The following is a 22865-nucleotide window of genomic DNA, read 5'->3' as shown; positions in this document are numbered from 1 at the left end:
CAGCCGGCCCCGTCCCCTACGTATCGCGCGCGCCCATGTCCCCGGTCGCGGGGATGCCGTCGGCGAGCCCGTAGCGCAGGTGCACGGCGCCCTTCGGCCCGGCCTCCGGCGGCCCGAGCAGGGTGAGGTTCGTGGGCACCGCGCCGCCGTCGAAGACCCTCTTGCCGACCCCGAGCACGATCGGGTGCACCCACAGGTCGAGCACGTCGAAGAGCCTCTCCCGCAGCAGGGTCTGCACCAGGTTCAGGCTCCCGACGACGCGCACCTGCTCGTGCCGGTCGCGCACCTCGCGCACGGCGGCGGCGAGGTCCGGCCCGAGCTGCGTCGACCCGGCCCAGGAGAGGTCGGGCCGGCCGCGAGACGCGACGTACTTGGGGACGCGGTTGAAGATCGTGGCGATGTCGTCGTCGGCGCCGCCGCGCTGGTGCGGCCAGTAGGCGGCGAAGATCTCGTAGGTCCGCCGGCCCAGCAGGAGGGCGTCCGTGCCCTCGTAGGCGGCGCCGATCTGCGCCCCGGTGACCTCGTCCAGCAGCGGCGCCTGCCACCCGCCGAACCCGAACTCGATCGGGTCCTCGTCGGGGCCGCCGGGCGCCTGCCCGACGAGGTCGAGGGTGGTGAACAGCTCGATCTGGATCAAGCCCACAGCGTGCTCCCGTCGGTTGGATGGTTGCGGGTCATGCGGCCATGCGGTGATGGCGCCCTGCAGTCCCGCGGTCGTGGGGCAGACCGCGCGGTGCCGCAGAACTCATCGTCGCCGGTCCCCCGCCTGCATCACGGTGAGCTCCGCCGCGACCACCGCGAGCACCACGAGATCCAGCGCGAGCCCGACCACCGCGGCCCACTGGTCCAGCCGGAACAGGCAGATCTGGGTCACCAGCAGCGAGATGAGCACGGAGCGCCGGAACCACTCGTACCCGGTGCGCGCGTCGGAGCGCACCCGGGCCAGCCCGAGCACCGAGCACGCAAACGACACCAGCCCGCTGACCACCATGCCGAGCACGACCCACGCCGGCACGTCGTCGCGACCGCCGACCCACGCGAGCAGGCCGCGCCCCACCGTCAGGAGCCCCGTCACGGTCAGCACGGTGACCGCGACCCAGGGCGCCCACCCCCGGCGCACCACGCGCCGGCTCGCGGCCACGACCCAGCGCGCGACGGCGCCGATCGGGTCGGGCAGCTCGTCCGCGTCGTCCTCGACCTCCGCGACGAGCGCGCGCACCTCGTCGGCCCCCGGGGCGTCGCCGGCGTCGGCGAGCAACCCGCGGACGGCGTCGCGGGCCCGCGGGCTGAGGCCACCAGCGACCCCCGCCACCAGGTGGTCAACCGCCCCGGCCAGGGCCTCCGGGCCGCGCGGCGCGGTCCGCCCCTGCAGCGCCTCGCCGACGAGCAGGAGCGCGACGACGACGCCGTAGATGAGCGCCGCCGTCGGCTCGTAGAAGTAGTTGCTGTCGCTCGTCACGAACTTGCCGATCTCGTCCACGAACAGCCCGAAGCCGACCCCGCCGACGAGCGCCCCGAGCGGCCGGACGACCGGCCCCGCGAACGACAGCAGCAGCACGAACGCCAGCGCCATCAGCACCCCGCCCCACAGGACGTGCGCGATGTGCAGCCCGTTGCCGCCGACCTGCGGGTAGCCGGCCGCCGCGAGCAGCCCGCGGGTGAGCAGCACGGTCACGACCGTCGCGACGAAGAACCCGGCGACGTGCTGGCCGGCCGCGGCGTCGCGCGGCAGCCCCCAGCGCAGCAACCGGGGCCGCCGGCGCACCGGCGCGCCCGCGGCCTCGCCGTCCCGGGAAGAGCTCACCCGGGACAGACTGTCACTGTCGGCCGACTCTCACCGTCGCTCACCGTGGACCGACGCTCACCCGAGCAGCCTCAGCGCCGGCGCTTCTCCCGCACCCGGACCGAGATCGAGATCGGGGTGCCTTCGAAGCCGAACTCCTCTCGCAGGCGGCGCTCGATGAAGCGGCGGTAGCCGGCCTCGATGAAGCCGGTCGAGAAGAGGACGAACCGCGGCGGGCAGGTCGCGGCCTGCGTCGCGAACAGGATGCGCGGCTGCTTGCCGCCGCGCAGCGGGTGCGGGTGCCCGGCGACGAGCTCGCCGAGGAACGAGTTGAGCTTGCCGGTCGAGATGCGCGTCTCCCACGAGGCGAGCGCCCGCTCGAGCGCCGGCACGAGCCGGTCGGTGTGCCAGCCGGTCTTGGCCGAGAAGTTGATCCGGGGCGCCCACTGGACCTGCACGAGGTCGCGCTCGAACTCCTTCTCGAGGAAGGAGCGGCGGTCCTCGTCCATCAGGTCCCACTTGTTGTACGCGATGACGAGCGCGCGCCCGGCCTCGACGACCTGGGAGATGACCCGGGTGTCCTGCTCGGTCATCTTCACGCTCGCGTCGAGGAGCACGACGGCGACCTCGGCCTTCTCGATCGCGGCCTGGGTGCGCAGCGAGGCGTAGAAGTCGGCGCCGCTGGTCTGGTGCACGCGGCGACGGATGCCGGCGGTGTCGACGAACCACCACGGCTTGTCCTTGAGCATCACGAGCTCGTCGACCGGGTCCCGCGTCGTGCCCGCGACGTCGTCGACGACGACGCGCTGGCTGCCCAGCACCTTGTTCAGGAGCGAGGACTTGCCGACGTTCGGCCGGCCCACGAGCGCGACCCGGCGGGGGCCGCCGGCGGGCATGGCCTCGCCGAACGCGGACTCCGTGGGCAGCGCCTTCATCGCGGCGTCGAGGAGGTCGCCGGTGCCGCGCCCGTGCAGGGCCGAGACGGGGTGCGGCTCGCCGAGCCCGAGGCTCCACAGCTCGGTCGCGTCGGACTCGGTACGCGGGCCGTCCACCTTGTTGGCGCACAGCACGACCGGCTTGCCGGCCTTGCGCAGCAGCTTGACGACGCGCTCGTCGGTCGCGGTCGGCCCGACCTGGGCGTCCACGACGAACAGCACGGCGTCCGCGAGCGAGATCGCGATCTCGGCCTGCTCGGCGACGCGCGCCTGGATGCCCTTGGCGTCGACCTCCCAGCCGCCGGTGTCGACGACCGAGAAGTGCCGGCCCGCCCACTCGGCGCGGTAGCTCACGCGGTCACGCGTGACGCCCGGCTTGTCCTCGACGACCGCCTCGCGGCGCCCGAGGATGCGGTTGACGAGCGTCGACTTGCCGACGTTCGGCCGGCCGACGACGGCGAGCACGGGCAGCGGGGCGGTCGAGCCGTCCCCGTCGTCGCCATCGGCGCCGCCCTCCAGCAGGGCGAGGTCGTCCTCTTCGAGCTCGTAGGCGGTCAAGCCGGCGCGCAGCGCGCGCTCTCGGTCCTCGTCGGAGGCCACTACAACTGCTGCCTCGACGGGCGTCGCCGGTGCCGGCTCGCGCGCGTCGGGAAGGGTCTGGTCGGTTCCACTCATGCCCCTATCCTCCCAGCCCGGGCGCCCTACTCCGAACCGGCCCCCAAAACGCTCGGATCGTCGGCCGGCGGCACGAGCCCGGAGCGGGCCGTCGCCGCCAGGACGAGCGCGGCCAGCGCCACCCGGATCGCCTCGTTCGCCTGCTCCAGCGCCGCGCGGCCGGACGTCCCAGGACCGCGATCGAACGTGAGCGGCGCCCCGAACTGCACCACCAGCGGGCGCCGGAGCCCCGGGAGGTGGTTGATGCCCTCGCCCGTGCGCCGCGTCCCGATGAGGGCGACCGGGACGACGGGGGCGTGGCCCGTCAGCGCAAGCCAGGCGACGCCGGCGCGCGAGCTCGCGACGTCGCCGCGCCCGCGGGCGCCCTCGGGGAACACGCCGACCGCTCCCCCGCGCCGCAGCACCGCCAGGCCCTGCTGCAGGGCCAGGCGGCTGCTGTCCCGGTCGACCGGGATCTGCCCGGCGGCGCGCAGCACGAGCCCGACCGGGCCGACGAACATCTCGGACTTGACCAGCACGTGCACCGGCCGCGGCGAGGCGCCGACCAGCAGCGGCCCGTCGATGACGTTGGCGTGGTTCGCGGCGTACAGGACCGGCCCGGTCGCCGGGATGTGCTCGGTCCCGCTCACCTCGGTCGCCCAGAACCCGTGGGCGAGCGCCCGGCCGACGTGGCGGGACCAGCGAGGGCCGAACGGCCACGGCGCGGGGGGCACGCCGTCCCGCGTCCCCGCCGGAGTCACGGGGTCCGGCCGCTGACCCGCTCGACGATGTCGAGCACCGCCTGCACCGTCTGCTCGAGGTCGAGCGCGGACGAGTCGACGGTCGTGACGCCGTCGGCGGCGACCCGGAACTGGACGACGGTCGAGTCGTCGGCGTCGCGGCGCACCACCTGGTCGCGGGTCGCCCGCATGGCGGACGCACTGTCCGAGCCGTGGACGTCCCGGGCGCGGCGGGACAGCCGCGAGTGCTCGTCCGCGGTGAGCAGCACGCGGACGGTCGCGTCCGGCGCGACGACGGTGGTGATGTCGCGCCCCTCGGCGACGACGCCGCGGCCGCCGGAGAACGAACCGGGCTCGGCCTCGGCGTCGATCGCCGCGCGCTGGAGCCGGCCGAGCGCGGCGCGCACCGCGAGGTTCGTCGCGACGGAGCTGACGGCGGCCGAGATCTCGGTGCGCCGGATCGCCTCGGCGAGGTCGACCCCGCCCACGGACACGGTCGGGTGGGCCGGGTCGACGCCCATGTCGAGCGGCATCGCCGCGACCGCGGCGGCGACCGCGGGGCCGTCCACGAGCGGCACGCCGCTCTCGAGGCACCACCACGTCGCGGCCCGGTACATCGCACCCGTGTCGAGGTAGGCGAGCCCGAGCCGGGCGGCGACCCGCCGCGAGACGGACGACTTGCCGGAGCCCGAGGGCCCGTCGATGGCGATGACGAGCGGGGTCGGGGGCGCGGCGTCGGTGTCGACGGCGGCGAGGTCACTCATGTGCGGGGTTCCCATCAGCTGGCCAGGCGCCAACCGCGCGCGGTCAGCTCCCGTTCAAGGTGTTCTGCGCGGCCGGGCAGCACCGAGATGGCCGCCATCCCGACGGGCCGGCCCGAGGAGTGCTCGAGCTGCAGGTCTTCGAGGTTGACGCCGGCGGCGCCGACGTCGGTGAGCAGCCGGGCGAGCTCGCCCGGCACGTCGGGGACGAGCACGGTGACGACCGCGTACACGCGGGGCGTGCCACCGTGCTTGCCGGGGATGCGGGCGACGCCCGCGTTGCCCTGGGCGATCGAGCGGGCGAGCACGCCGAGCGCGCCGGGCACGGTCTCGGGCGCGGCGCCCGGCGCGGCCGCCGAGGCGAGCGCGTCGATGACGCGGTCCAGGTCGGCGCGCAGCTCGACGAGCACCGCGCCTACCGACGCCGCGTTGGCGGCCAGGATCGACGTCCACAGCCCCGCGTCGCTCGCGGCGATCCGGGTCACGTCCCGCAGGCCCTGGCCGGACAGGTCGAGGGCGGCGTTCGGCGCGTCACGCAGCCGCGCGGCCACGAGGCTCGCCGCGACCTGCGGCAGGTGCGAGACGACCGCGACGGCGTCGTCGTGCTCGGCGGGGTCCATCGCGCGCGGGACGGCACCGAGGTCGGTGGCGAGGGCCCGGACGGCGAGCAGCGCCGCCGCGGAGGACTCGCCGGAGTCGATGACGACCCACGGGCGGCCCACGAACAGGTCGGGCAGCGCGGCGGCGGGTCCGGACCGCTCGCGGCCGGCCATCGGGTGCGAGCCGACGTACCGGGTCAGGTCCGCGCCCGCGGCGCGCAGGTCGGCGAGCACGTAGCCCTTGACGCTCGCGAGGTCGGTCACGATCGCGTGCGGGTGGGCGCGCAGCTCGGCCGCGACGACGTCGGCCGTCACGTCGGGCGGCGCGGCGACGACGACCAGGGTGACGGGCGCGTCGTCGTCGGCGGGCAGGCGACCGGCCCCGACGTCGCGGGCCAGGGCCAGCGCGGTGCGCGAGGGATCGGACAGCACGACGTCGACGCCGCGCGTGCTCAGGGCGAGCCCCACGCTGGCGCCGAGCAGGCCCGTGCCGACGACCCGGACCGGACCGCGCGTGGCGACCGGCGCGGGTGCGTCGAGGCTCACGCCGCGGTCACATCCCGACCTGGGCCATGAGCGAGCCGACCTCGGGCTGGCTGAGCACGCGCGTGGTGCCGGTGCGCAGGTCGCCCAGCTTGATCGGGCCGATCTGCGTGCGCACGAGGCGGTTGACCGGGTGGCCGACCTCCTCGAACAGGCGGCGGACGATGCGGTTGCGGCCCTCGTGCAGCACGATCTCGATGAGCGCGGCCTGCGGCGTGGAGTCGACGATGTGGTAGCGGTCGACCTTCGCGATGCCGTCCTCGAGCATGATGCCGTGCAGCATCTTGTTGCCGACGTTGCTCGCGACCCGGCCCTCGACGTGCGCGAGGTACGTCTTGGGGACCAGGTGCGACGGGTGCGCGAGCCGGTTGGCGAGCTCGCCGTCGTTGGTCAGGAGCAGCAGGCCCTCGGTCTCGGCGTCGAGCCGGCCGATGTGGAACAGGCGCTCGTCGCGGTCGGCGACGAACTGGGCGAGCGACGGCCGGCCCTCGGGGTCGTGCATCGTGGAGACGATGCCGAGCGGCTTGTTGAGCGCGACCGTGATCAGCGAGGTGTCGAGCTGGATCCGCATGCCGTCGAGGTGGATCACCGCGGCCTTCGGGTCGACCCGGACGCCCAGCTCGCGGACCTGGACGCCGTCGACGGTCACCCGGCCGTCCGAGATGAGGCTCTCGCACGCGCGCCGCGAGCCGAGGCCCGCCGTGGCGAGCACCTTCTGCAGGCGCACGCCGGTCGGGTCGTGCACGTCGCGCTCGGGCTCGACGGGCTCGGGCCGGCGCGCGGGTCGCCCGAGGGTCGGGCGTCGCGGGCCGCTCGCCCGGTTGTCACCTCGGCCGGCTCCGCGCTGCCCGCGGTTCGGTCCGTTGTCGCCTGTGCTCGTGCTCACGTGTGGTCTCCTGCTGCGTCGTCCACGCCCTCGAAGGCGTCGAAATCTGGTAGGTACGGGGCCAAGGGGGGCATCTCGTCGAGCGACCCCAGGCCCATGCGCTCCAAGAAGTATCCCGTGGTCCCGTACAAGACGGCACCACTGGACTCCTCGGTGCCGATCTCGGCGACCAGCCCGCGCGACGTGAGGGTGCGCACGACGCCGTCCACGTTGACCCCGCGCACGGCCGAGACCTGCCCGCGCGTGACCGGCTGGCGGTACGCGACGACCGCGAGGGTCTCCAGCGCGGCCTGGGTCAGTCGGGCGGTCTGGCCGTCCAGCACGAACCGGCCGACGACGGCGGCATACGCGGGCGCCGTGTAGATCCGCCAACCCGCGCCCGCGCGGCGCAGGTCGAACCCGCGGGGCCGCCCGCCGCCCGCGCCGCGGTACTCGGCCGCGAGCTCGGCGAGCAGGCGCTCGACGGTGGCGGTCGGGAGCGCGAGCACGGTGGCGAGCGTCGCGGCAGGGATCGGCTCGTCCGCGACCATCAGCACGGCCTCGAGCGTCGACAGCGCGCCGCCGGGCAGGTCGGCGACGTCGAACGCGAGCTCATCGGCCGCGACGCCGGGGCTTGGCTCGGGGGCGGGGTCGTTACCGGGCTCGGGGGCGTCGGCGGGGCCGGGCTCGATCGCGGTGGGGCTCGGGTCGCTCATGTGGGGGTTCCCTCGGGCTGCTGGCCGTCGCCGACGTAGTCGTCGATCACGTAGTCGTCGATCGCGGTGACGTCGCCGTCGTCGGCGCCGGTCCATCGCACGGTGAGCTCGCCCAGGGGCGTGACCTGCTCGAACCCGACGGCGCCCTCGCGGAACAGCTCGAGCAGCGCGAGGAAGCGCACGACCGTCACAAGCGTCGACTCGGCGTCGGCGACCAGGGCGCGGAAGGACGCCGCTCCCCCGCGCCGGAGCCGGTCGACGAGGATCGCGGCCTGCTCGCGGACGCTCACGAGCGGCGCGTAGACGTGGCTGAGGTCGACGCCGGGCGCGGCGGGCTTCGGCGTGATCGCCCGAGCGGCGAGCGCGGCGAGCTCGGCCGGGCCGATCTTCCACAGCAGCTCGGGCAGCAGCGCCGCGTACGCGGGCTCGAGCGTCACCGTGCGGGGGAAGCGCCGGCCTTCCGCCGCGAGCCGCTCGGCGATCGACGCCGCGACCTGCTTGTACGCGCGGTACTGCAGCAGCCGCGCGAAGAGCAGGTCGCGCGCCTCGAGCAGCTCGAGGTCCTCGGCGTCCTCGACGGCGCCGGCGGGCAGCAGGCGCGCGGCCTTGAGGTCGAGCAGCGTTGCGGCGATCACGAGGAACTCGCTCGCCTGGCCGAGGTCCCAGCGCGGACCGCCCGCGGCGTCGGCCGCCCGGAGGTAGCCGATGAACTCGTCCGTCACCTCGGCGAGCGCGACCTCCGTGATGTCGAGCTTGTGCTTGGAGATCAGCCCGAGCAGCAGGTCGAACGGTCCCGAGAAGTTCTCGAGGTGGACCTCGAACGCGGAGCTGCCGACCGGGCTCGCGGGCAGGGCGTCCGGCGGGGCGTCAGGCCGCGTCGCCACGGGCGACGAGCTCTCGGGCCAGCTGCCGGTAGGCGATCGCGCCCGCGTGCGCCGGCGCGTACGTCGTGATCGGCTCGGCGGAGATCGACGAGTCGGGGAACTTCACGGTGCGGCCCACGACGGTGTGCAGCAGCGTGTCGCCGAACGCCTCCTTCACGCGCGAGATGACCTCGCGCGAGTGCAGCGTGCGGGGGTCGTACATCGTGGCGAGGATGCCGTCGACCTCGAGCCGCGGGTTGAGCCGGTCGCGGACCTTCTCGATCGTCTCGACGAGCAGCGCGACGCCGCGCAGCGCGAAGAACTCGCACTCGAGCGGGATGAGCACGCCGTGCGCGGCCGTCAGGGCGTTGACCGTGAGCAGGCCGAGGGACGGCTGGCAGTCGATCAGGATGACGTCGTAGTCCTCCATGACCGGGCGCAGCACGCGGCTGAGCGCGGACTCGCGCGCGACCTCGCCCACGAGCTGGACCTCGGCGGCGGACAGGTCGATGTTGGCCGGCAGCAGGTCGAGGTTCTCGATGCTGGTCGTGCAGATGATGTCCGCGATGACCGCGCGGCGCTCCATCAGCAGGTTGTACACGGTGAGGTCGAGCTCGTGCGGGCTCACGCCGAGGCCGACGGAGGCGGCGCCCTGCGGGTCGAAGTCGACGATGAGCACCCGGCGGCCGTACTCGGCGAGCGCGGCGCCCAGGTTGATGGTGGTCGTCGTCTTGCCGACGCCACCCTTCTGGTTGCACAGCGCGATGATGCGCGCGGGACCGTGCGAACCGAGCGGCACGGGCACCGGGAAGTCGGGCAGCGGTCGCCCGACCGGGTCCAGCAGGGGTTCGTCCTGGGGGGCGGACGATCCGGAAGGGGCCTGGCTACTCACGCGCTCAACCTACCGCAGGCCCCCGGCCGACCCGCGCAGGAAACACCCACGTCGCGCCCCCTATCCCCGCGCCGCTCCCACGCCGACACCGACACCCTCGCCCTCGCCCACGCCCACGCCCACGCCCACGCCCACGCCCACGAGTGTGGGCGTTCCGCGCTCAGGCTCGCCCGTGTGCGCGATCTGCTGGTGTTGCCGCCGGAGCGGGGACCGATCGGCCACACGAGTGCCGCAGGGAGCAGAACGCCCGCACGCGCTCCACCCCCAGCCACCGAACCTCCCGGCCGCCCGCGGCGGAAGGACGCTGCACCGCGCGGGGAAGGGCCGCTACAGCGCTCGGGGGTGGCTGGTCGCGTAGACCTCGCGGAGCGTGTCCGGGGTCACCAGCGTGTAGATCTGGGTCGTCGTGACCGACGCGTGCCCGAGCAGCTCCTGGACCACGCGCACGTCCGCCCCGCCGGCCAGCAGGTGCGTCGCGAACGAGTGCCGCAGCGTGTGCGGGGAGATGTGGTCGGCGCCGGGCAGCTGCGCGCGGCGCGCCGCGGCCCGCAGCACGGTCCAGGCGCTCTGGCGGCTCAGGCGTGCGCCGCGCGTGTTGAGGAACAGCGCCGGCGTGCCGGTGCCGGTCGCCGCGAGGATGGGCCGGGCGCGCACGAGGTAGGCCTCGACGGCCGTGACCGCGTACGACCCGACCGGCACCATGCGCTCCTTGCGGCCCTTGCCCAGCAGCCGCACGGCCGCCCGGCCGGGCGTGAGGTCGAGCTCGTCGATGTCGAGCCCGACCGCCTCGGAGATCCGCGCGCCCGTCGAGTACACGAGCTCGAGCAGCGCGCGGTCGCGCAGCGGCCCGGGGCCGTCGCCGACGCTCGCCGCCTCCAGCAGCCGCTCGACGTCGGCCGTCGAGATCGCCTTCGGCAGCCGCTTGGGCTGCGCCGGGGGGCGGACGGCGCTCGCCGGGTCGACCGTGACGAGGCCCTCGAGCGCGCAGAACCGGTGCCAGCCCCGCACCGCGACCACCGTCCGCGCCGTCGACGACGCGGACAGGGGCGCGCCGCCGTCGGACCCCGTGCGCAGCGCGAGGACGAAGTCCTCGACGTCCGCGGGCGTGATGTCGGTCGGCGCGAGGCGGCCGCGCGTGTCCAGGTGGGCCAGGTAGCGCTGCAGGTCGCGCCGGTACGCGCCGAGCGTGTTCGCCGACAAGCCGCGCTCGACCGTCAGGTGCGCGAGGTATTCCTGCATCACGCTCGCCAACGACCCCGAGGTGACCACGGCGCTCAGACCGGCAGGAAGGGGTCGACCGCGACGACGAGGAACAGGAGCGTCAGATACGTGATCGACAGGTGGAACAGCCGCATCTCCTGCAGCTTCATGGTCGGGTGCTGGGCGCGGCGGTACAGCCCGAGGCAGCCGGCGAGGAACCACAGCCCGAGCGCGCCCGCGGCGACGGCGTAGACCCAGGACATGTCGGCGAGCGGCACGAGCGCCAGCGAGCAGGCGACCATCGCGACGGCGTACGCCAGCACCTCGGCCGCGACGCGCGTGTCCCCGGCCACCACGGGCAGCATCGGGACGCCCGCGGCCGCGTACTCGCGGCGGAACTTCATCGACAGCGGCCAGTAGTGCGGCGGGGTCCAGAAGAAGATCACGCCGAACAGCGCGATCGGCGCCCAGCTGAGCGACTCCGTGACGGCGGACCAGCCGATGAGCACCGGCATGCACCCGGCGATCCCGCCCCAGACGATGTTCTGCGGCGTGCGGCGCTTGAGGATCATCGTGTAGCCGACGACGTAGATGCCGATCGCGCCCGCGGTCAGCCACGCCGCGAAGGTGTTGACGACGAGCGCGAACCACACCAGCGAGGCGACGCCGAGGGCGATGCCGTAGATGAGCGCCGCGCGCGGCGAGATCTCGCCGGTCACGAGCGGGCGCCGCTTCGTGCGGTTCATCACCCGGTCGATGTCGCGGTCGAGGTAGCAGTTCAGGACGTTCGCCGACGCCGCGGCCGCCGTGCCGCCGACGAGCGTCGCGAGCACGAGCCCCACGGGCGGCAGGCCCCGCTGCGCCAGGATCATCGTGGGCACGGTCGTCACGAGCAGCAGCTCGATGATGCGCGGCTTGGTCAGCGCGATGTACGCCCCCAGCCGACGCCGGAGCCGGCCCCAGGCGGTGGCGTCGCCGGCGCGCGGGCGGGGAGTGCGCGGGCGCGGGCTCGTGGGCAGCGAAGGCGGACCGGCCACGGCGTCCCGCTGCGTCGCGGGCGTCTCGTCGATCGGGGCCGGGCTCGTCATCCGCACGCGCTTCGCGCCTTTCCGTTCATCGACCACGGGGAACGCCGCGGCGGGGCCGCGGCGTCCGATCGTCGTGCTGGCGTTCGGTCGCCATGTTACGGCCCAGGACCTGCGCGAGCGCATCGGGACGCGGGCGATTCCTGTGACTTTGGTCCCGGTCAGGTCCCGGTCGCACCCGATGCGCTCCCGACCGACACGCGCGTCCCAGGTCGGTAGGCTCGTCCCCGGCAGGGCGTCCGCCGCGGCCATCGCGACGCGGACCGCCCTGGCATGACCCATGTCCGTGAATGTCCCGGGGCGCACAGAACCGGGCGGGAAAGAGGTTCGGTGAACGCGTTCGCTTCGGCTGACAGCTCCGTTGGATGGTCCGATCTCGATCGGAAGGCGGTCGACACGGTCCGCGTCCTCGCGGCCGACGCCGTCGAGAAGGTCGGCAACGGCCACCCGGGCACCGCGATCAGCCTCGCGCCGGTCGCCTACCTGCTCTACCAGAACCGCATGCGGCTCGACCCGACCGACCCGCACTGGCTCGGCCGCGACCGCTTCGTGCTGTCCGCCGGGCACTCGAGCCTCACCCAGTACATCCAGCTCTACCTCGCGGGCTACGGCCTCGAGCTCGAGGACCTCGCGGCGCTGCGCACCTGGGGCTCGAAGACCCCGGGCCACCCCGAGTTCCGGCACACGGCGGGCGTCGAGATGACGACGGGCCCGCTGGGCCAGGGCATCGCGAGCTCGGTCGGCATGGCCATGGCCGCGCGGCGCGAGCGGGGCCTGTTCGACCCCGAGGCCGCGCCCGGCACGAGCCCGTTCGACCACTCGATCTATGTGATCGCCTCCGACGGCGACCTGCAGGAGGGCGTCTCGAGCGAGGCGTCGTCGATCGCGGGCACGCAGGAGCTCGGCAACCTCACGGTGATCTGGGACGACAACCACATCTCGATCGAGGGCGACACCGACATCGCGTTCACCGAGGACGTCATGGCGCGGTACGCCGCCTACGGCTGGCACGTGCAGTTCGTCGACTGGACCCACGGCGGCGAGGGCTACGTCGAGAACGTCGACGCCCTCAATGCGGCGCTCGACGCCGCGGCGGCCGAGGTCTCGCGGCCGTCGATCATCGGTCTGCGCACGATCATCGCCTGGCCGGCCCCGACCAAGCAGAACACGCACGGCTCGCACGGCTCGAAGCTCGGCACGGACGAGGTGCGCGGCCTCAAGGAGGTCCTGGGCTTCGACGCCGACAAGACGTTCGACGTCGACCCGGCCGTCATCGCGCACACGCGCGCGCTCGCCCAGCGGTCCGCGACGGTGCGCGCCGAGTGGGAGACCACCTACCAGGCGTGGCGCACGGCGAACCCCGACCGCGCCACCCTGCTCGACCGGCTCCAGGCCGGCGAGCTGCCGGCCGGCTGGGCCGACGCGCTGCCGACGTTCCCGGCGGGCAAGGCCGTCGCGACCCGCGCGGCGTCGGGCAACGTCCTGTCCGCGCTCGCGCCCGTGCTGCCCGAGCTCTGGGGCGGCTCCGCCGACCTCGCGGGCTCGAACAACACGACGATGAAGGGCGAGCCGTCCTTCCTGCCGACCCGCCGGTCCACGAAGGAGTTCGCGGGCGACGAGTACGGCCGCACGCTGCACTTCGGCATCCGCGAGCACGCGATGGGCGCGATCCTGTCCGGCATCGCGCTGCACGGGCCGACCCGGCCCTACGGCGGCACTTTCTTCACCTTCAGCGACTACATGCGCGGCGCCGTCCGCCTCGCGTCGCTCATGGGCATCGCGGTCACCTACGTGTGGACGCACGACTCGATCGGGCTCGGCGAGGACGGCCCGACGCACCAGCCGGTCGAGCACCTCGCCGCGCTGCGGGCGATCCCGGGCCTCGCGATCGTGCGCCCGGCCGACGCCAACGAGACCGCGCAGGCGTGGAAGTCGATCCTCGAGCGCAACTCCGGCCCGGTCGGCCTGATCCTCACGCGCCAGAACGTCCCGACGGTCCCCCGCGGCACTGACGGCTACGCGAGCGCCGACGGCGTCGACAAGGGCGCCTACGTGCTCCTCGAGGCGTCGATCGGCACGCCGGACGTCATCCTCGTCGGCACCGGCTCCGAGGTTCAGCTCGCCGTCGCGGCGCGAGAGACCCTCGAGGCCGCCGGCATCGGCACCCGCGTCGTGTCGATGCCGAGCCAGGAGTGGTTCGCCGAGCAGAGCGACGCCTACCGCGAGCAGGTGCTGCCCGCGGCGGTGCGCGCCCGCGTCTCGGTCGAGGCCGGGATCGCGCTGTCGTGGCACAAGCTGGTCGGCGACGCCGGCCGCACCGTCTCGCTCGAGCACTACGGCGCGTCCGCGGCGTTCGAGACCCTCTACGAGGAGTTCGGGATCACCGCGGCGGCCGTCGTCGCGGCGGCCCACGAGTCGATCGCGGCCGCGCAGGGCAACGCGGGGCCGTCCAGCCTGCCCGCCGCGCCGACCCAGGGCTTGACGGGCGACCTGGTCTGAGCCCGCTCCGCGCAGACCCCCCGAGCACGACCGGACGGCACCCCTCCAGGAGGACCGCTATGACCGAGAACACCCGCTCCACCCCGCTCGACGCCCTGACCGGGGCCGGTGTTGCCGTCTGGCTCGACGACCTGTCCCGGGACCGGCTGCGCACCGGGAACCTCGACGACCTGACGCGCACGCGTCGGGTCGTCGGGGTGACCACCAACCCCACGATCTTCGCCGGCGCCCTCGCCGGCGGCGACGCCTACGACGAGCAGCTCGTGGCGCTCGCCGCGGCCGGCCTCGACCCCGAGGCCGCCGTCCAGGCGATCACGACCGACGACGTGCGCGCCGCGGCCGACGTGCTCGCCCCGGTGCACGCCGCGACCGACGGCGTCGACGGGCGCGTCTCGCTCGAGGTGGACCCGCGCCTGGCGCGGGACGCCGACGCGACGCTCGCCCAGGCCCGCATCCTGTGGACCCGCGTCGGCCGGCCGAACCTGTTCATCAAGATCCCCGCGACCGAGCAGGGCCTGCCGGCGATCATCGGCGCGCTCGGCGCCGGGATCAGCGTCAACGTGACGCTGATCTTCTCGCTCGAGCGCTACCGCGCGGTGCTCGACGCGCACCTGAGCGGGCTCGAGGCCGCGCACGCCGCCGGGCTCCCGCTCGCCCCCATCGCCTCGGTCGCCTCGTTCTTCGTCTCGCGCGTCGACGCGGCGATCGACCGGCGGCTCGACGCCCTCGGCACCCCGGCGGCCGCCGCGCTGCGCGGCCAGGCCGCCATCGCGAACGCGCGGCTGGCATACGGCATCTTCGCCGAGGTGCTCGCGTCCGACCGGTGGCGCCGGCTCGCCGACCTCGGCGCCCGGCCGCAGCGCCCGCTGTGGGCCTCGACCGGGGTCAAGGACACGGCCTACCCCGACACCCGGTACGTCGACGAGCTCGTCGTGGCCGGCGTCGTCAACACGATGCCCGCGGCGACCCTCGAGGCGGTCGCCGACCATGGGGACATCCGCGGGGACACCGTCACGGGCACGCAGGACGCCGCCGCGAAGGTGCTCGCCGGCCTCGCCGAGCTGGGCATCGAGATCGACGACGTCACCGCGGCGCTGGAGGCCGAGGGGCTGGTCAAGTTCGAGAAGAGCTGGGCCGAGCTGCTCGCGACCGTCGCCGACGGGCTCGCGAAGGCGGCCCCGCCCGCATCGCCTGCCGTCGCCGCGCAGGATCGGCCGATCGCGTGAGCCCGAACCGCGTCACCGCCGACCAGAACCCGCTGCGCGACGCCCGCGACCGCCGGCTGCCCCGGATCGCGGGGCCCTCCGGCCTCGTCATCTTCGGCGTCACCGGCGACCTCGCGCGCAAGAAGCTGCTGCCCGCCGTCTACGACCTGACCAACCGCGGCCTGCTGCCGCCCGGCTTCGGCCTGACGGGCTTCGCGCGCCGCGACTGGGCCACCCAGGACTTCGCCAAGATCGTGCACGACGCCGTCAAGCAGTACGCGCGCACGCCGTTCCGCGAGGCCACCTGGCGCCAGATGGCCGAGGGCATCCGGTTCGTGCAGGGCGAGTTCGACGACGACGACGCGTTCGAGCGGCTCGCCACCACGGTGCACGACCTCGACATCGAGCGCGGCACCGGCGGCAACCACGCCTTCTACCTGTCCGTGCCCCCGAGCGCGTTCCCGCTGGTGTGCCGCCAGCTCGCCAAGTCGGGGCTGTCCAAGCCGCAGGACGGCTCGTGGCGGCGGGTGGTCATCGAGAAGCCGTTCGGGCACGACCTGGCGAGCGCGCAGGCGCTCAACGACGTCGTCTCCGAGGTCTTCGAGCCGGACGACGTGTTCCGGATCGACCACTACCTCGGCAAGGAGACCGTGCAGAACCTGCTGGTCCTGCGGTTCGCGAACCAGATGTTCGAGCCCATCTGGAATGCACACTACGTAGACCACGTGCAGATCACGATGGCCGAGGACATCGGCATCGGGGGCCGCGCGGGCTACTACGACGGCATCGGCGCGGCGCGCGACGTCATCCAGAACCACCTGATCCAGCTGCTCGCGCTCACCGCGATGGAGGAGCCCGTCTCCTTCAGCGCCGAGGACCTGCGCGCGGAGAAGGTCAAGGTGCTCTCCGCCGTGAAGCTGCCCAAGGACCTGGGCAAGCACACGGCGCGCGGCCAGTACTCGACCGGCTGGCAGGGCGGCGAGCAGGTGACCGGCTACCTCGAGGAGGCCGGCATCCCCGCGTCGTCCACGACCGAGACCTTCGCGGCGATCCGGGTCGACATCGACACCCGCCGCTGGGCCGGGGTGCCGTTCTACCTGCGTACCGGCAAGCGGCTCGGGCACCGCGTCACGGAGATCGCCGTCGTGTTCAAGCGCGCGCCGCACCTGCCGTTCGAGTCCACCGCGACGCAGGAGCTCGGCAGCAACGCGCTCGTCATCCGGGTGCAGCCCGACGAGGGCGTCACGCTCCGCTTCGGCGCCAAGGTGCCCGGGACGGCCATGGAGGTCCGCGACGTCACGATGGACTTCGCCTACGGGCACGCGTTCACCGAGTCCTCCCCCGAGGCGTACGAGCGGCTCATCCTCGACGTGCTGCTCGGCGACCCGCCGCTGTTCCCCCGGCACGAGGAGGTCGAGCTGTCGTGGAAGATCCTCGACCCGGTCACCAAGTACTGGGAGTCCAAGGGAAAGCCCGAGGCCTACCGGTCCGGCACGTGGGGCCCGGAGTCGGCCGAGGCCATGATGGCCCGCGACGGACGCACCTGGCGGATGCCGTGAGCCGAACCCCCACCACCCGCCGCGGGAGCAGGAGCCGAACCTCATGATCATCGAGATGCCCAGCACCACGACCAACGACGTCAACAAGCGCCTGGTCAAGCTGCGCGACGAGGGCGGCGCCGTCGCGCTCGGCCGCGTCCTCACCCTCATCGTCGACGTCGGCACGTCCGACGTCGAGGAGGCGATCGAGGCGGCGAACTTCGCCAGCCGCGAGCACCCGTGCCGCGTCATCGTCATCGCGCCGAACAACCGGCGCGCCGCGGACTCGCTCGACGCGCAGATCCGGATCGGCGGCGACGCCGGCGCGAGCGAGGTCGTCGTGCTGCACCCCAGCGGCGCGCTGCGCGAGCACGGCGACACGCTCGTCATCCCGCTGCTGCTGCCGGACGCGCCGATCGTCGCGTGGTGGCCGTACGAGGTGCCCGCCAACCCGGCGAGCGACCCCATCGGCCGGATGGCGCAGCGGCGGATCACGGACTCGACCGAGTGCAGCCACCCGCTCGGGGCGCTGCACCAGCTCGCGACCGTCTACGAGCCCGGCGACACCGACCTGGCCTGGACCCGCATCACGCTGTGGCGGGGGCTGCTCGCCGCGGCGCTGGACCAGCCGCCGTACGAGCCGGTGACCAAGGTCGTCGTCGCGGGCGAGAGCACCCACCCGAGCGTCGACCTGCTCGCGGCGTGGCTCGCTCAGGAGCTGCGCTGCCCCGTCGAGATCGAGCGCAAGAAGGACGCCCCCGCGATCACGCTCGTGCGCCTCGAGCGCAAGTCCGGCTCGATCGTGCTGGACCGCCCCGACGGCAAGACGGCCGCGCTGCGCCAGCCCGGTCAGCCCGAGCACCGCATCTCGCTGCCGATCCGCCAGCTCGCGGAGTGCCTCGCCGAGGAGCTGCGCCGGCTGGACTCCGACGAGGTGTATGCCGACGCGCTGACCAAGGGCCTCGCGAGGCTCGCGTGAGCCCGGCCGAGAGCACGCCCGCAGCGGCGGGCGGCGGGCGCGCCGTCGTCGTGCACCCGGACGCCCAGGTGCTCGCCCAGGCGGTCGCGGCGCGGCTGCTCACCCGCCTGCTCGACGTGCAGTCGGTGCGGCGCCCGGCGCACGTGGTGCTGACCGGCGGGACGGTCGGGATCGCGCTGCTCGCCGAGGCGGCAGCGAGCCCGCTGCGCGACGCCGTGGACTGGACCGGCGTGCACGTGTGGTGGGGCGACGAGCGGTTCCTGCCGGCGGGCGACCCCGACCGCAACGAGACCCAGGCCCGCGCCGCCCTGCTGGCCGCGCTCGCCGACGTGCTCCCGGCCGCGAACGTCCACCCGATGCCCGCGTCCGACGCCCCCGGGATCGGCTCGCCCGAGGAGTCGGCGGCGGCCTACGCGGCCGAGCTTGCCGCCTTCGCGCCCGCAGCCGACGGCGCGGGCGGGCCCCGCGTGCCCGCGTTCGACGTGCTGCTGCTCGGGATGGGCCCGGACGGCCACGTGGCGTCCCTGTTCCCTGGGCACGAGGCGCTCGTCGTCACCGGGGTCTCGACGGTCGGGGTGCACGGCTCGCCCAAGCCGCCGCCGCTGCGGGTCTCGCTGACGTTCGACGCGATCCACGCGGCGCGCCAGGTGTGGGTCGTCGCCGCGGGCGCGGAGAAGGCGGCCGCCGTGGCCGCCGCGCTGGGCGGCGCCGGCGTCGACCAGACGCCGGCCGCGGCCGCCACCGGGGCGACCACGCTCTGGCTGGTGGACGCCGCCGCGTCCGCCTGAGGTCAGGTCAGGCGCTGCCGAAGGTTCGGATCAGGCGCTGCCGCAGGTCAGGTCAGGCGCTGCCGCGCCGGGACCGCAAGGCGGCCAGCGCCTCGTCGAGGATCGCCTCGCCATCCTCGTCCGTGCGACGTTCCTTGACGTAGGCCAGATGGGTCTTGTACGGCTCGTTCTTGACCGGGGCCGGCGGGTTCGCCTCGTCCTGGCCGGCGGGGTAGCCGCAGCGCGGGCAGTCCCACGTCACGGGCGCCGCGAGGCCGGCTTCTTCGGCGAAGCTCGGCCGGGTCTCGTGCCCGTTCGCGCACCAGTAGGAGATCCAGATGCGCGGCGCACTGTCGCCGCGCTCGGCCTCTCCCATCGGTCCTGCGCCTACTCTCGAACCGCGGATAGCACTTCCACTCGCCACGATCGCCCCTTTGTTGTCAGTTACTGACGCGCTGGATCAGACCCAGCAGCACGATGACGACCGCCCACACAACGGCGATGATGACGGTCAGCCGGTTGAGGTTTCGTTCGGCGACACCGGAGCTGCCGATGCTGCTCGAGACCCCGCCCCCGAACATATCGGACAATCCGCCGCCCTTGCCCTTGTGGAGCAGCACGAGCGGGATAAGCAGACCACTGGTCAGGACCAGCAGGACCTGGAGAGAGATACGCAGGGCATCCACGGGACGAGTCGCTTCCTCACGGTTCATAGGCGGCGCCGGTGGGCACCGCGTCCAGGGTAGGCGACGACCGGCCGATCCGGCGACGCCCCGCGCGGGCGGGACGCCGCCGGCGCGGCAAACGAGCGGTCATCGCTCGAACGGGTACCGCCGGCGCGCACACGCGCGCCGGCGGCGATCGTTACAGTCCGACGGCGTGCGACTGGTAGCGAATGATCTTCGCGAACTCGTCGGCGTCCAGGCTCGCGCCGCCGATGAGGGCGCCGTCGACGTCGGGCTTCGCCATGATCGAGGCGACGTTGCCGGACTTCACCGAGCCGCCGTACAGGACCCGCACGGCCGCCGCGACGGCGTCGTCGTACAGCTCGGCGAGCTTGCCGCGGATGGCCCCGCAGACCTCCTGCGCGTCCTCAGGGGTCGCGACCTCGCCGGTGCCGATGGCCCAGACGGGCTCGTAGGCGATGACGACCTGCGCGGCCTCCTCGGCGCTCAGGCCGGCGATCGAGCCCTCGAGCTGCGCGAGCGTGTACGGCACCTGCTGGCCGGCCTTGCGGACGTCCAGGCCCTCGCCGACGCAGACGATCGGCACGACGCCCTGGCTGAAGGCCGACTTCGCCTTGGCCGCGACGAGCGCGTCGTTCTCGTGGTGGTACTGGCGACGCTCCGAGTGGCCGACGGCGACGTACGTCGCGCCGAGCTTCGCGAGGAACACGGGCGAGATCTCGCCGGTGTAGGCGCCGGCGAGGTTCGCCGACACGTCCTGCGCGCCGTAGACGATCTCGAGCTTGTCGGCGTCGACGAGGGTCTGCACGCTGCGCAGGTCCGTGAACGGCGGCAGCACAGCGACCTCGACGGTCGAGAAGTCGTGCTTGGCGTCCTTGAGCGTCCACGCGAGCTTCTGCACGAAGTGCGTCGCGGCGTGGTGGTCGAGGTTCATCTTCCAGTTGCCCGCCATGAGCGGGGTACGAGCGGTGGCCACGAGGGCCTCCTTCTGTAGAGAGTGAGAAAAGGGTCAGTCGTCGAGGACGGCGATGCCCGGGAGGGTCTTGCCCTCGAGGAACTCCAGGCTCGCGCCGCCGCCGGTGGAGATGTGGCCGAACTTGGTCTCATCGAACCCGAGCAGCCGGATGGCCGCCGCGGAGTCGCCGCCGCCGACGATCGAGAACGCGCCGTTGGCGCCCGCGTCGATCAGGGCCTGGGCGATGGCCCGCGTCCCGTCGGCGAACGCGTCGAACTCGAACACGCCCATCGGGCCGTTCCAGACGATCGTCTTCGCGTCGGTGATCTTGCTGGCGAACAGGGCGCAGGAGTCCGGGCCGATGTCCAGGCCCATGCCGGCGTCCGGGATCGCGTCGGCGGCAAGCACCTGGTGCGAGGCGTCGGCCGCGAAGCCGTCCGCCACGACGATGTCGGTCGGGAGCACGATCTCGACGCCCTCGGACGCCGCGAGCTCGAGGTAGCCCTTGACGGTCTCGATCTGGTCCTGCTCGAGCAGGGACTTGCCCACCGAGTGACCCTGAGCCGCCAGGAACGTGTAGACCATGCCGCCGCCGATCAGGAGGCGGTCGGCCTTGCCGATGAGGTTCGCGATGACGCCGAGCTTGTCGGAGACCTTCGAGCCGCCGAGGATGACGACGTACGGGCGCTCCGGGTTCTCCGTGGCGCGGCGCAGGGCCTCGACCTCCTTGAGCACCAGGCCGCCGACTGCGGCGGGGAGCTTCGTCGCGATGTCGTACACCGAGGCCTGCTTGCGGTGCACGACGCCGAAGCCGTCGGACACGTAGAAGTCCGCGAGCGTGGCGAGGGCGTCGGCGAGGGAGCCGCGCTCCTTCTCGTCCTTGGACGTCTCGCGCGGGTCGAACCGGATGTTCTCAAGCATCGCGACCTCGCCGTCGCCCAGCGCGGCGACCGTCGCGGCTGCCGACTCGCCGACGGTGTCCTCCGCGAGGTGCACCGGGACGCCCAGCAGCTCGGCGAGCCGCGTGGCAACGGGGGCGAGCGAGTACTTCGCCTCGGGCTCGCCCTTCGGACGACCGAGGTGCGCGGCGACGACGACGCGGGCACCAGCGTCGACGAGCTTCTTGATCGTCGGGACGGCGGCCCGCACGCGGCCGTCGTCGGTGATGGTCGTCCCGTCGAGCGGGACGTTCAGGTCGGATCGCACGAGCACGCGCTTGCCGCGCAGGTCGCCGAGGTCGTCGATCGTCTTCATGGGTGAGCTCCGAGGGTCGAGGGTCGTCTGGGTCGTCACGCAACAGCGTCCGCGTGCCCCGCCGGCCCGGAGGCCGTGCGGGGCACGCGGACGCGTGTCAGCTGCTCATGTCGTACAACTGCTCCGGTCGAACGTCAGAGCCGCTCGCCCACGTACGTGGTGAGCTTGACGAGCGAGTTGGAGTAGCCCCACTCGTTGTCGTACCAGGAGACGACCTTGACCAGGTTGCCGATGACCTTGGTGAGACCGGCGTCGAAGATCGACGAGGCCGGGTTCGTGACGATGTCCGAGGACACGATCGGGTCTTCGGTGTACTCAAGGATGCCCTTGAGCGCCGGGGTCTCGGACGCGGCCTTGATCGCGGCGTTGACCTCTTCGGCGGTGGTCTCCCGCGCCGAGATGAACGTGAGGTCGGTGGCCGAGCCGGTCGGGACCGGCACGCGCAGCGCGAAGCCGTCGAGCTTGCCCTTGAGCTGCGGGAGAACGAGCGAGACCGCCTTGGCGGCACCGGTCGACGTCGGCACGATGTTGATCGCGGCGGCGCGGGCCCGGCGGAGGTCCTTGTGGGGACCGTCCTGCAGGTTCTGGTCACCCGTGTAGGCGTGGATCGTCGTCATGAGGCCACGCTCGATGCCGAACGAGTCATCGAGAACCTTCGCCATGGGGGCGAGGCAGTTCGTGGTGCAGGACGCGTTCGAGATGACGTGCTGGGTGGCCGGGTCGTAGTCGGTGTGGTTGACACCGACGACGAACGTGCCGTCCTCGTTCTTGGCCGGGGCCGAGATGATGACCTTCTTGGCACCGGCGTCGATGTGCGCCTTGGCGGCGGTCGCGTCGGTGAAGAAGCCGGTCGACTCGATCACGATGTCGGCACCAAGAGCGGCCCAGGGGAGGTTCTTGGGCTCGCGCTCCGCGAGGACCTTGAACGACTTGCCGTCCACGGTGATCGAGGTGTCGTCGTACGTGACCTCGGCGGCGAGCTTGCCCAGGACCGAGTCGTACTTGAGCAGGGTGGCCAGAGTCTTGTTGTCGGTGAGGTCATTGACACCGACGATCTCGATGTCCGCCCCCGACGCCAGAATGGCCCGGTAGAAGTTACGTCCGATGCGGCCGAAGCCGTTGATACCGACGCGGATTGTCACATTGCCTCCTCAGCGCCGGAGCTCTCCGGCGCACACCATTGCAACGAAAGTGAGTACGCACACGCGGTGCGTTTCCTGCGGCCTCGGGCCGATCACGCGTTCTGACCCGCCCAGGGCTGCCGGATGGTTTGAGCCTATACGACCGACCAGAGGGCCGGAGGGACCAATGTCACGCGCTGGACGGCCGCGGCGACCCTGCTGGTC

Annotated in this window: 22 protein-coding genes; 5 read left to right on the top strand and 17 right to left on the bottom strand. The window is 73.3% G+C overall.

The window, feature by feature from the left end; all coding sequences use genetic code 11:
• Window positions 1-16: 16 nt before the first annotated feature.
• From J4E96_RS09690 to J4E96_RS09635, 12 genes are all read right to left on the bottom strand, one after another.
• Window positions 17-643, bottom strand: coding sequence for a dihydrofolate reductase family protein (locus J4E96_RS09690; protein ID WP_227425532.1), 627 nt, complete (start codon window positions 641-643; stop codon window positions 17-19).
• 102 nt (window positions 644-745) lie between these two features.
• The gene (locus J4E96_RS09685; RefSeq protein ID WP_227425531.1) at window positions 746-1804 is read right to left on the bottom strand and encodes a hypothetical protein; all 1059 of its coding nucleotides are present in this window, start codon (window positions 1802-1804) and stop codon (window positions 746-748) included.
• A gap of 71 nt (window positions 1805-1875) precedes the next feature.
• Entirely contained in the window at window positions 1876-3393 is a 1518-nt protein-coding gene (gene der / locus J4E96_RS09680) for a ribosome biogenesis GTPase Der (protein WP_227425530.1), read from the bottom strand.
• Between the two features lie 26 nt (window positions 3394-3419).
• A complete protein-coding gene (locus J4E96_RS09675) occupies window positions 3420-4106 on the bottom strand; it encodes a lysophospholipid acyltransferase family protein (RefSeq protein ID WP_227425529.1) in 687 nt (228 codons plus the stop codon).
• Between the two features lie 23 nt (window positions 4107-4129).
• Window positions 4130-4876 carry a (d)CMP kinase gene (cmk, locus tag J4E96_RS09670; RefSeq protein ID WP_227425528.1) on the bottom strand — a complete coding sequence of 249 codons (747 nt, stop codon included), beginning with the start codon at window positions 4874-4876 and terminating at the stop codon, window positions 4130-4132.
• A gap of 14 nt (window positions 4877-4890) precedes the next feature.
• A complete protein-coding gene (locus J4E96_RS09665) occupies window positions 4891-6018 on the bottom strand; it encodes a prephenate dehydrogenase (RefSeq protein ID WP_227425527.1) in 1128 nt (375 codons plus the stop codon).
• Window positions 6019-6025: 7 nt separating this feature from the next.
• Window positions 6026-6901 (bottom strand): pseudouridine synthase, encoded by an 876-nt coding sequence (locus J4E96_RS09660; RefSeq protein ID WP_406620440.1) that lies wholly within the window; start codon window positions 6899-6901, stop codon window positions 6026-6028.
• On the bottom strand, window positions 6898-7596 hold the full coding sequence (scpB, locus tag J4E96_RS09655) for an SMC-Scp complex subunit ScpB (RefSeq protein WP_227425526.1): 699 nt from the start codon (window positions 7594-7596) through the stop codon (window positions 6898-6900). The genes J4E96_RS09660 and scpB overlap by 4 nt, the downstream gene beginning before the upstream one ends.
• Entirely contained in the window at window positions 7593-8480 is an 888-nt protein-coding gene (locus J4E96_RS09650; RefSeq protein WP_227425525.1) for a segregation and condensation protein A, read from the bottom strand. The genes scpB and J4E96_RS09650 overlap by 4 nt, the downstream gene beginning before the upstream one ends.
• Entirely contained in the window at window positions 8464-9351 is an 888-nt protein-coding gene (locus J4E96_RS09645; protein ID WP_319637778.1) for a ParA family protein, read from the bottom strand. The genes J4E96_RS09650 and J4E96_RS09645 overlap by 17 nt, the downstream gene beginning before the upstream one ends.
• 327 nt (window positions 9352-9678) lie before the next feature.
• On the bottom strand, window positions 9679-10590 hold the full coding sequence (locus tag J4E96_RS09640) for a site-specific tyrosine recombinase XerD (protein WP_227425715.1): 912 nt from the start codon (window positions 10588-10590) through the stop codon (window positions 9679-9681).
• 35 nt (window positions 10591-10625) lie between these two features.
• Window positions 10626-11639: a heme o synthase gene (locus J4E96_RS09635; RefSeq protein ID WP_406620456.1), complete on the bottom strand. Its 1014-nt coding sequence runs from the start codon at window positions 11637-11639 to the stop codon at window positions 10626-10628.
• A gap of 327 nt (window positions 11640-11966) precedes the next feature.
• On the opposite strand from J4E96_RS09635, the gene tkt reads away from it, so the two are divergent.
• From tkt to pgl, 5 genes are read left to right on the top strand one after another with little or no spacing between them, the layout of a single operon-like run.
• A complete protein-coding gene (gene tkt / locus J4E96_RS09630; RefSeq protein ID WP_227425523.1) occupies window positions 11967-14135 on the top strand; it encodes a transketolase in 2169 nt (722 codons plus the stop codon).
• A 59-nt stretch (window positions 14136-14194) separates the two neighbouring features.
• On the top strand, window positions 14195-15361 hold the full coding sequence (gene tal, locus J4E96_RS09625; protein ID WP_227425522.1) for a transaldolase: 1167 nt from the start codon (window positions 14195-14197) through the stop codon (window positions 15359-15361).
• A complete protein-coding gene (gene zwf, locus J4E96_RS09620; protein WP_227425521.1) occupies window positions 15358-16899 on the top strand; it encodes a glucose-6-phosphate dehydrogenase in 1542 nt (513 codons plus the stop codon). The genes tal and zwf overlap by 4 nt, the downstream gene beginning before the upstream one ends.
• 43 nt (window positions 16900-16942) lie before the next feature.
• Window positions 16943-17857, top strand: coding sequence for a glucose-6-phosphate dehydrogenase assembly protein OpcA (gene opcA, locus J4E96_RS09615; RefSeq protein WP_227425520.1), 915 nt, complete (start codon window positions 16943-16945; stop codon window positions 17855-17857).
• Window positions 17854-18645 carry a 6-phosphogluconolactonase gene (pgl, locus tag J4E96_RS09610; RefSeq protein WP_227425519.1) on the top strand — a complete coding sequence of 264 codons (792 nt, stop codon included), beginning with the start codon at window positions 17854-17856 and terminating at the stop codon, window positions 18643-18645. Before opcA ends, pgl begins: the two co-directional genes overlap by 4 nt.
• A 52-nt stretch (window positions 18646-18697) precedes the next feature.
• On the opposite strand, the gene J4E96_RS09605 is transcribed toward pgl, so the two are convergent.
• The 5 genes from J4E96_RS09605 to gap form a co-directional block, all read right to left on the bottom strand.
• Complete coding sequence (locus J4E96_RS09605) at window positions 18698-19048, bottom strand: RNA polymerase-binding protein RbpA (protein ID WP_227425518.1); 351 nt, start codon at window positions 19046-19048, stop codon at window positions 18698-18700.
• Window positions 19049-19064: 16 nt separating this feature from the next.
• A complete protein-coding gene (secG, locus tag J4E96_RS09600) occupies window positions 19065-19310 on the bottom strand; it encodes a preprotein translocase subunit SecG (protein ID WP_227425517.1) in 246 nt (81 codons plus the stop codon).
• 178 nt (window positions 19311-19488) lie between these two features.
• Window positions 19489-20286: a triose-phosphate isomerase gene (gene tpiA / locus J4E96_RS09595; protein WP_227425516.1), complete on the bottom strand. Its 798-nt coding sequence runs from the start codon at window positions 20284-20286 to the stop codon at window positions 19489-19491.
• 33 nt (window positions 20287-20319) lie between these two features.
• Window positions 20320-21519, bottom strand: a complete 1200-nt coding sequence (locus J4E96_RS09590) for a phosphoglycerate kinase (protein ID WP_227425515.1) — start codon at window positions 21517-21519, stop codon at window positions 20320-20322.
• Window positions 21520-21653: 134 nt separating this feature from the next.
• Complete coding sequence (gap, locus tag J4E96_RS09585) at window positions 21654-22661, bottom strand: type I glyceraldehyde-3-phosphate dehydrogenase (RefSeq protein WP_227425514.1); 1008 nt, start codon at window positions 22659-22661, stop codon at window positions 21654-21656.
• Between the last annotated feature and the right edge of the window lie 204 nt (window positions 22662-22865).

The sequence above is a fragment of the Pengzhenrongella sicca genome (assembly GCF_017569225.1).
Taxonomy (GTDB): Bacteria; Actinomycetota; Actinomycetes; order Actinomycetales; family Cellulomonadaceae; genus Pengzhenrongella; species Pengzhenrongella sicca.
The sequence above is the reverse complement of the archived record's forward strand: the minus strand, read 5'-3'. Positions and strand labels throughout refer to the sequence as shown.

Bases quoted from the DNA above. Each gene is read 5' to 3' on its own strand.
- J4E96_RS09590 (WP_227425515.1), bottom strand. From the start codon at position 21,519: ATGAAGACGATCGACGACCTCGGCGACCTGCGCGGCAAGCGCGTGCTC.
- der (WP_227425530.1), bottom strand. From the start codon at position 3,393: ATGAGTGGAACCGACCAGACCCTTCCCGACGCGCGCGAGCCGGCACCG.
- opcA (WP_227425520.1), top strand. From the start codon at position 16,943: ATGATCATCGAGATGCCCAGCACCACGACCAACGACGTCAACAAGCGC.
- scpB (WP_227425526.1), bottom strand. From the start codon at position 7,596: ATGAGCGACCCGAGCCCCACCGCGATCGAGCCCGGCCCCGCCGACGCC.
- cmk (WP_227425528.1), bottom strand. From the start codon at position 4,876: ATGAGTGACCTCGCCGCCGTCGACACCGACGCCGCGCCCCCGACCCCG.
- J4E96_RS09640 (WP_227425715.1), bottom strand. From the start codon at position 10,590: ATGCAGGAATACCTCGCGCACCTGACGGTCGAGCGCGGCTTGTCGGCG.
- J4E96_RS09635 (WP_406620456.1), bottom strand. From the start codon at position 11,639: ATGACGAGCCCGGCCCCGATCGACGAGACGCCCGCGACGCAGCGGGAC.
- tal (WP_227425522.1), top strand. From the start codon at position 14,195: ATGACCGAGAACACCCGCTCCACCCCGCTCGACGCCCTGACCGGGGCC.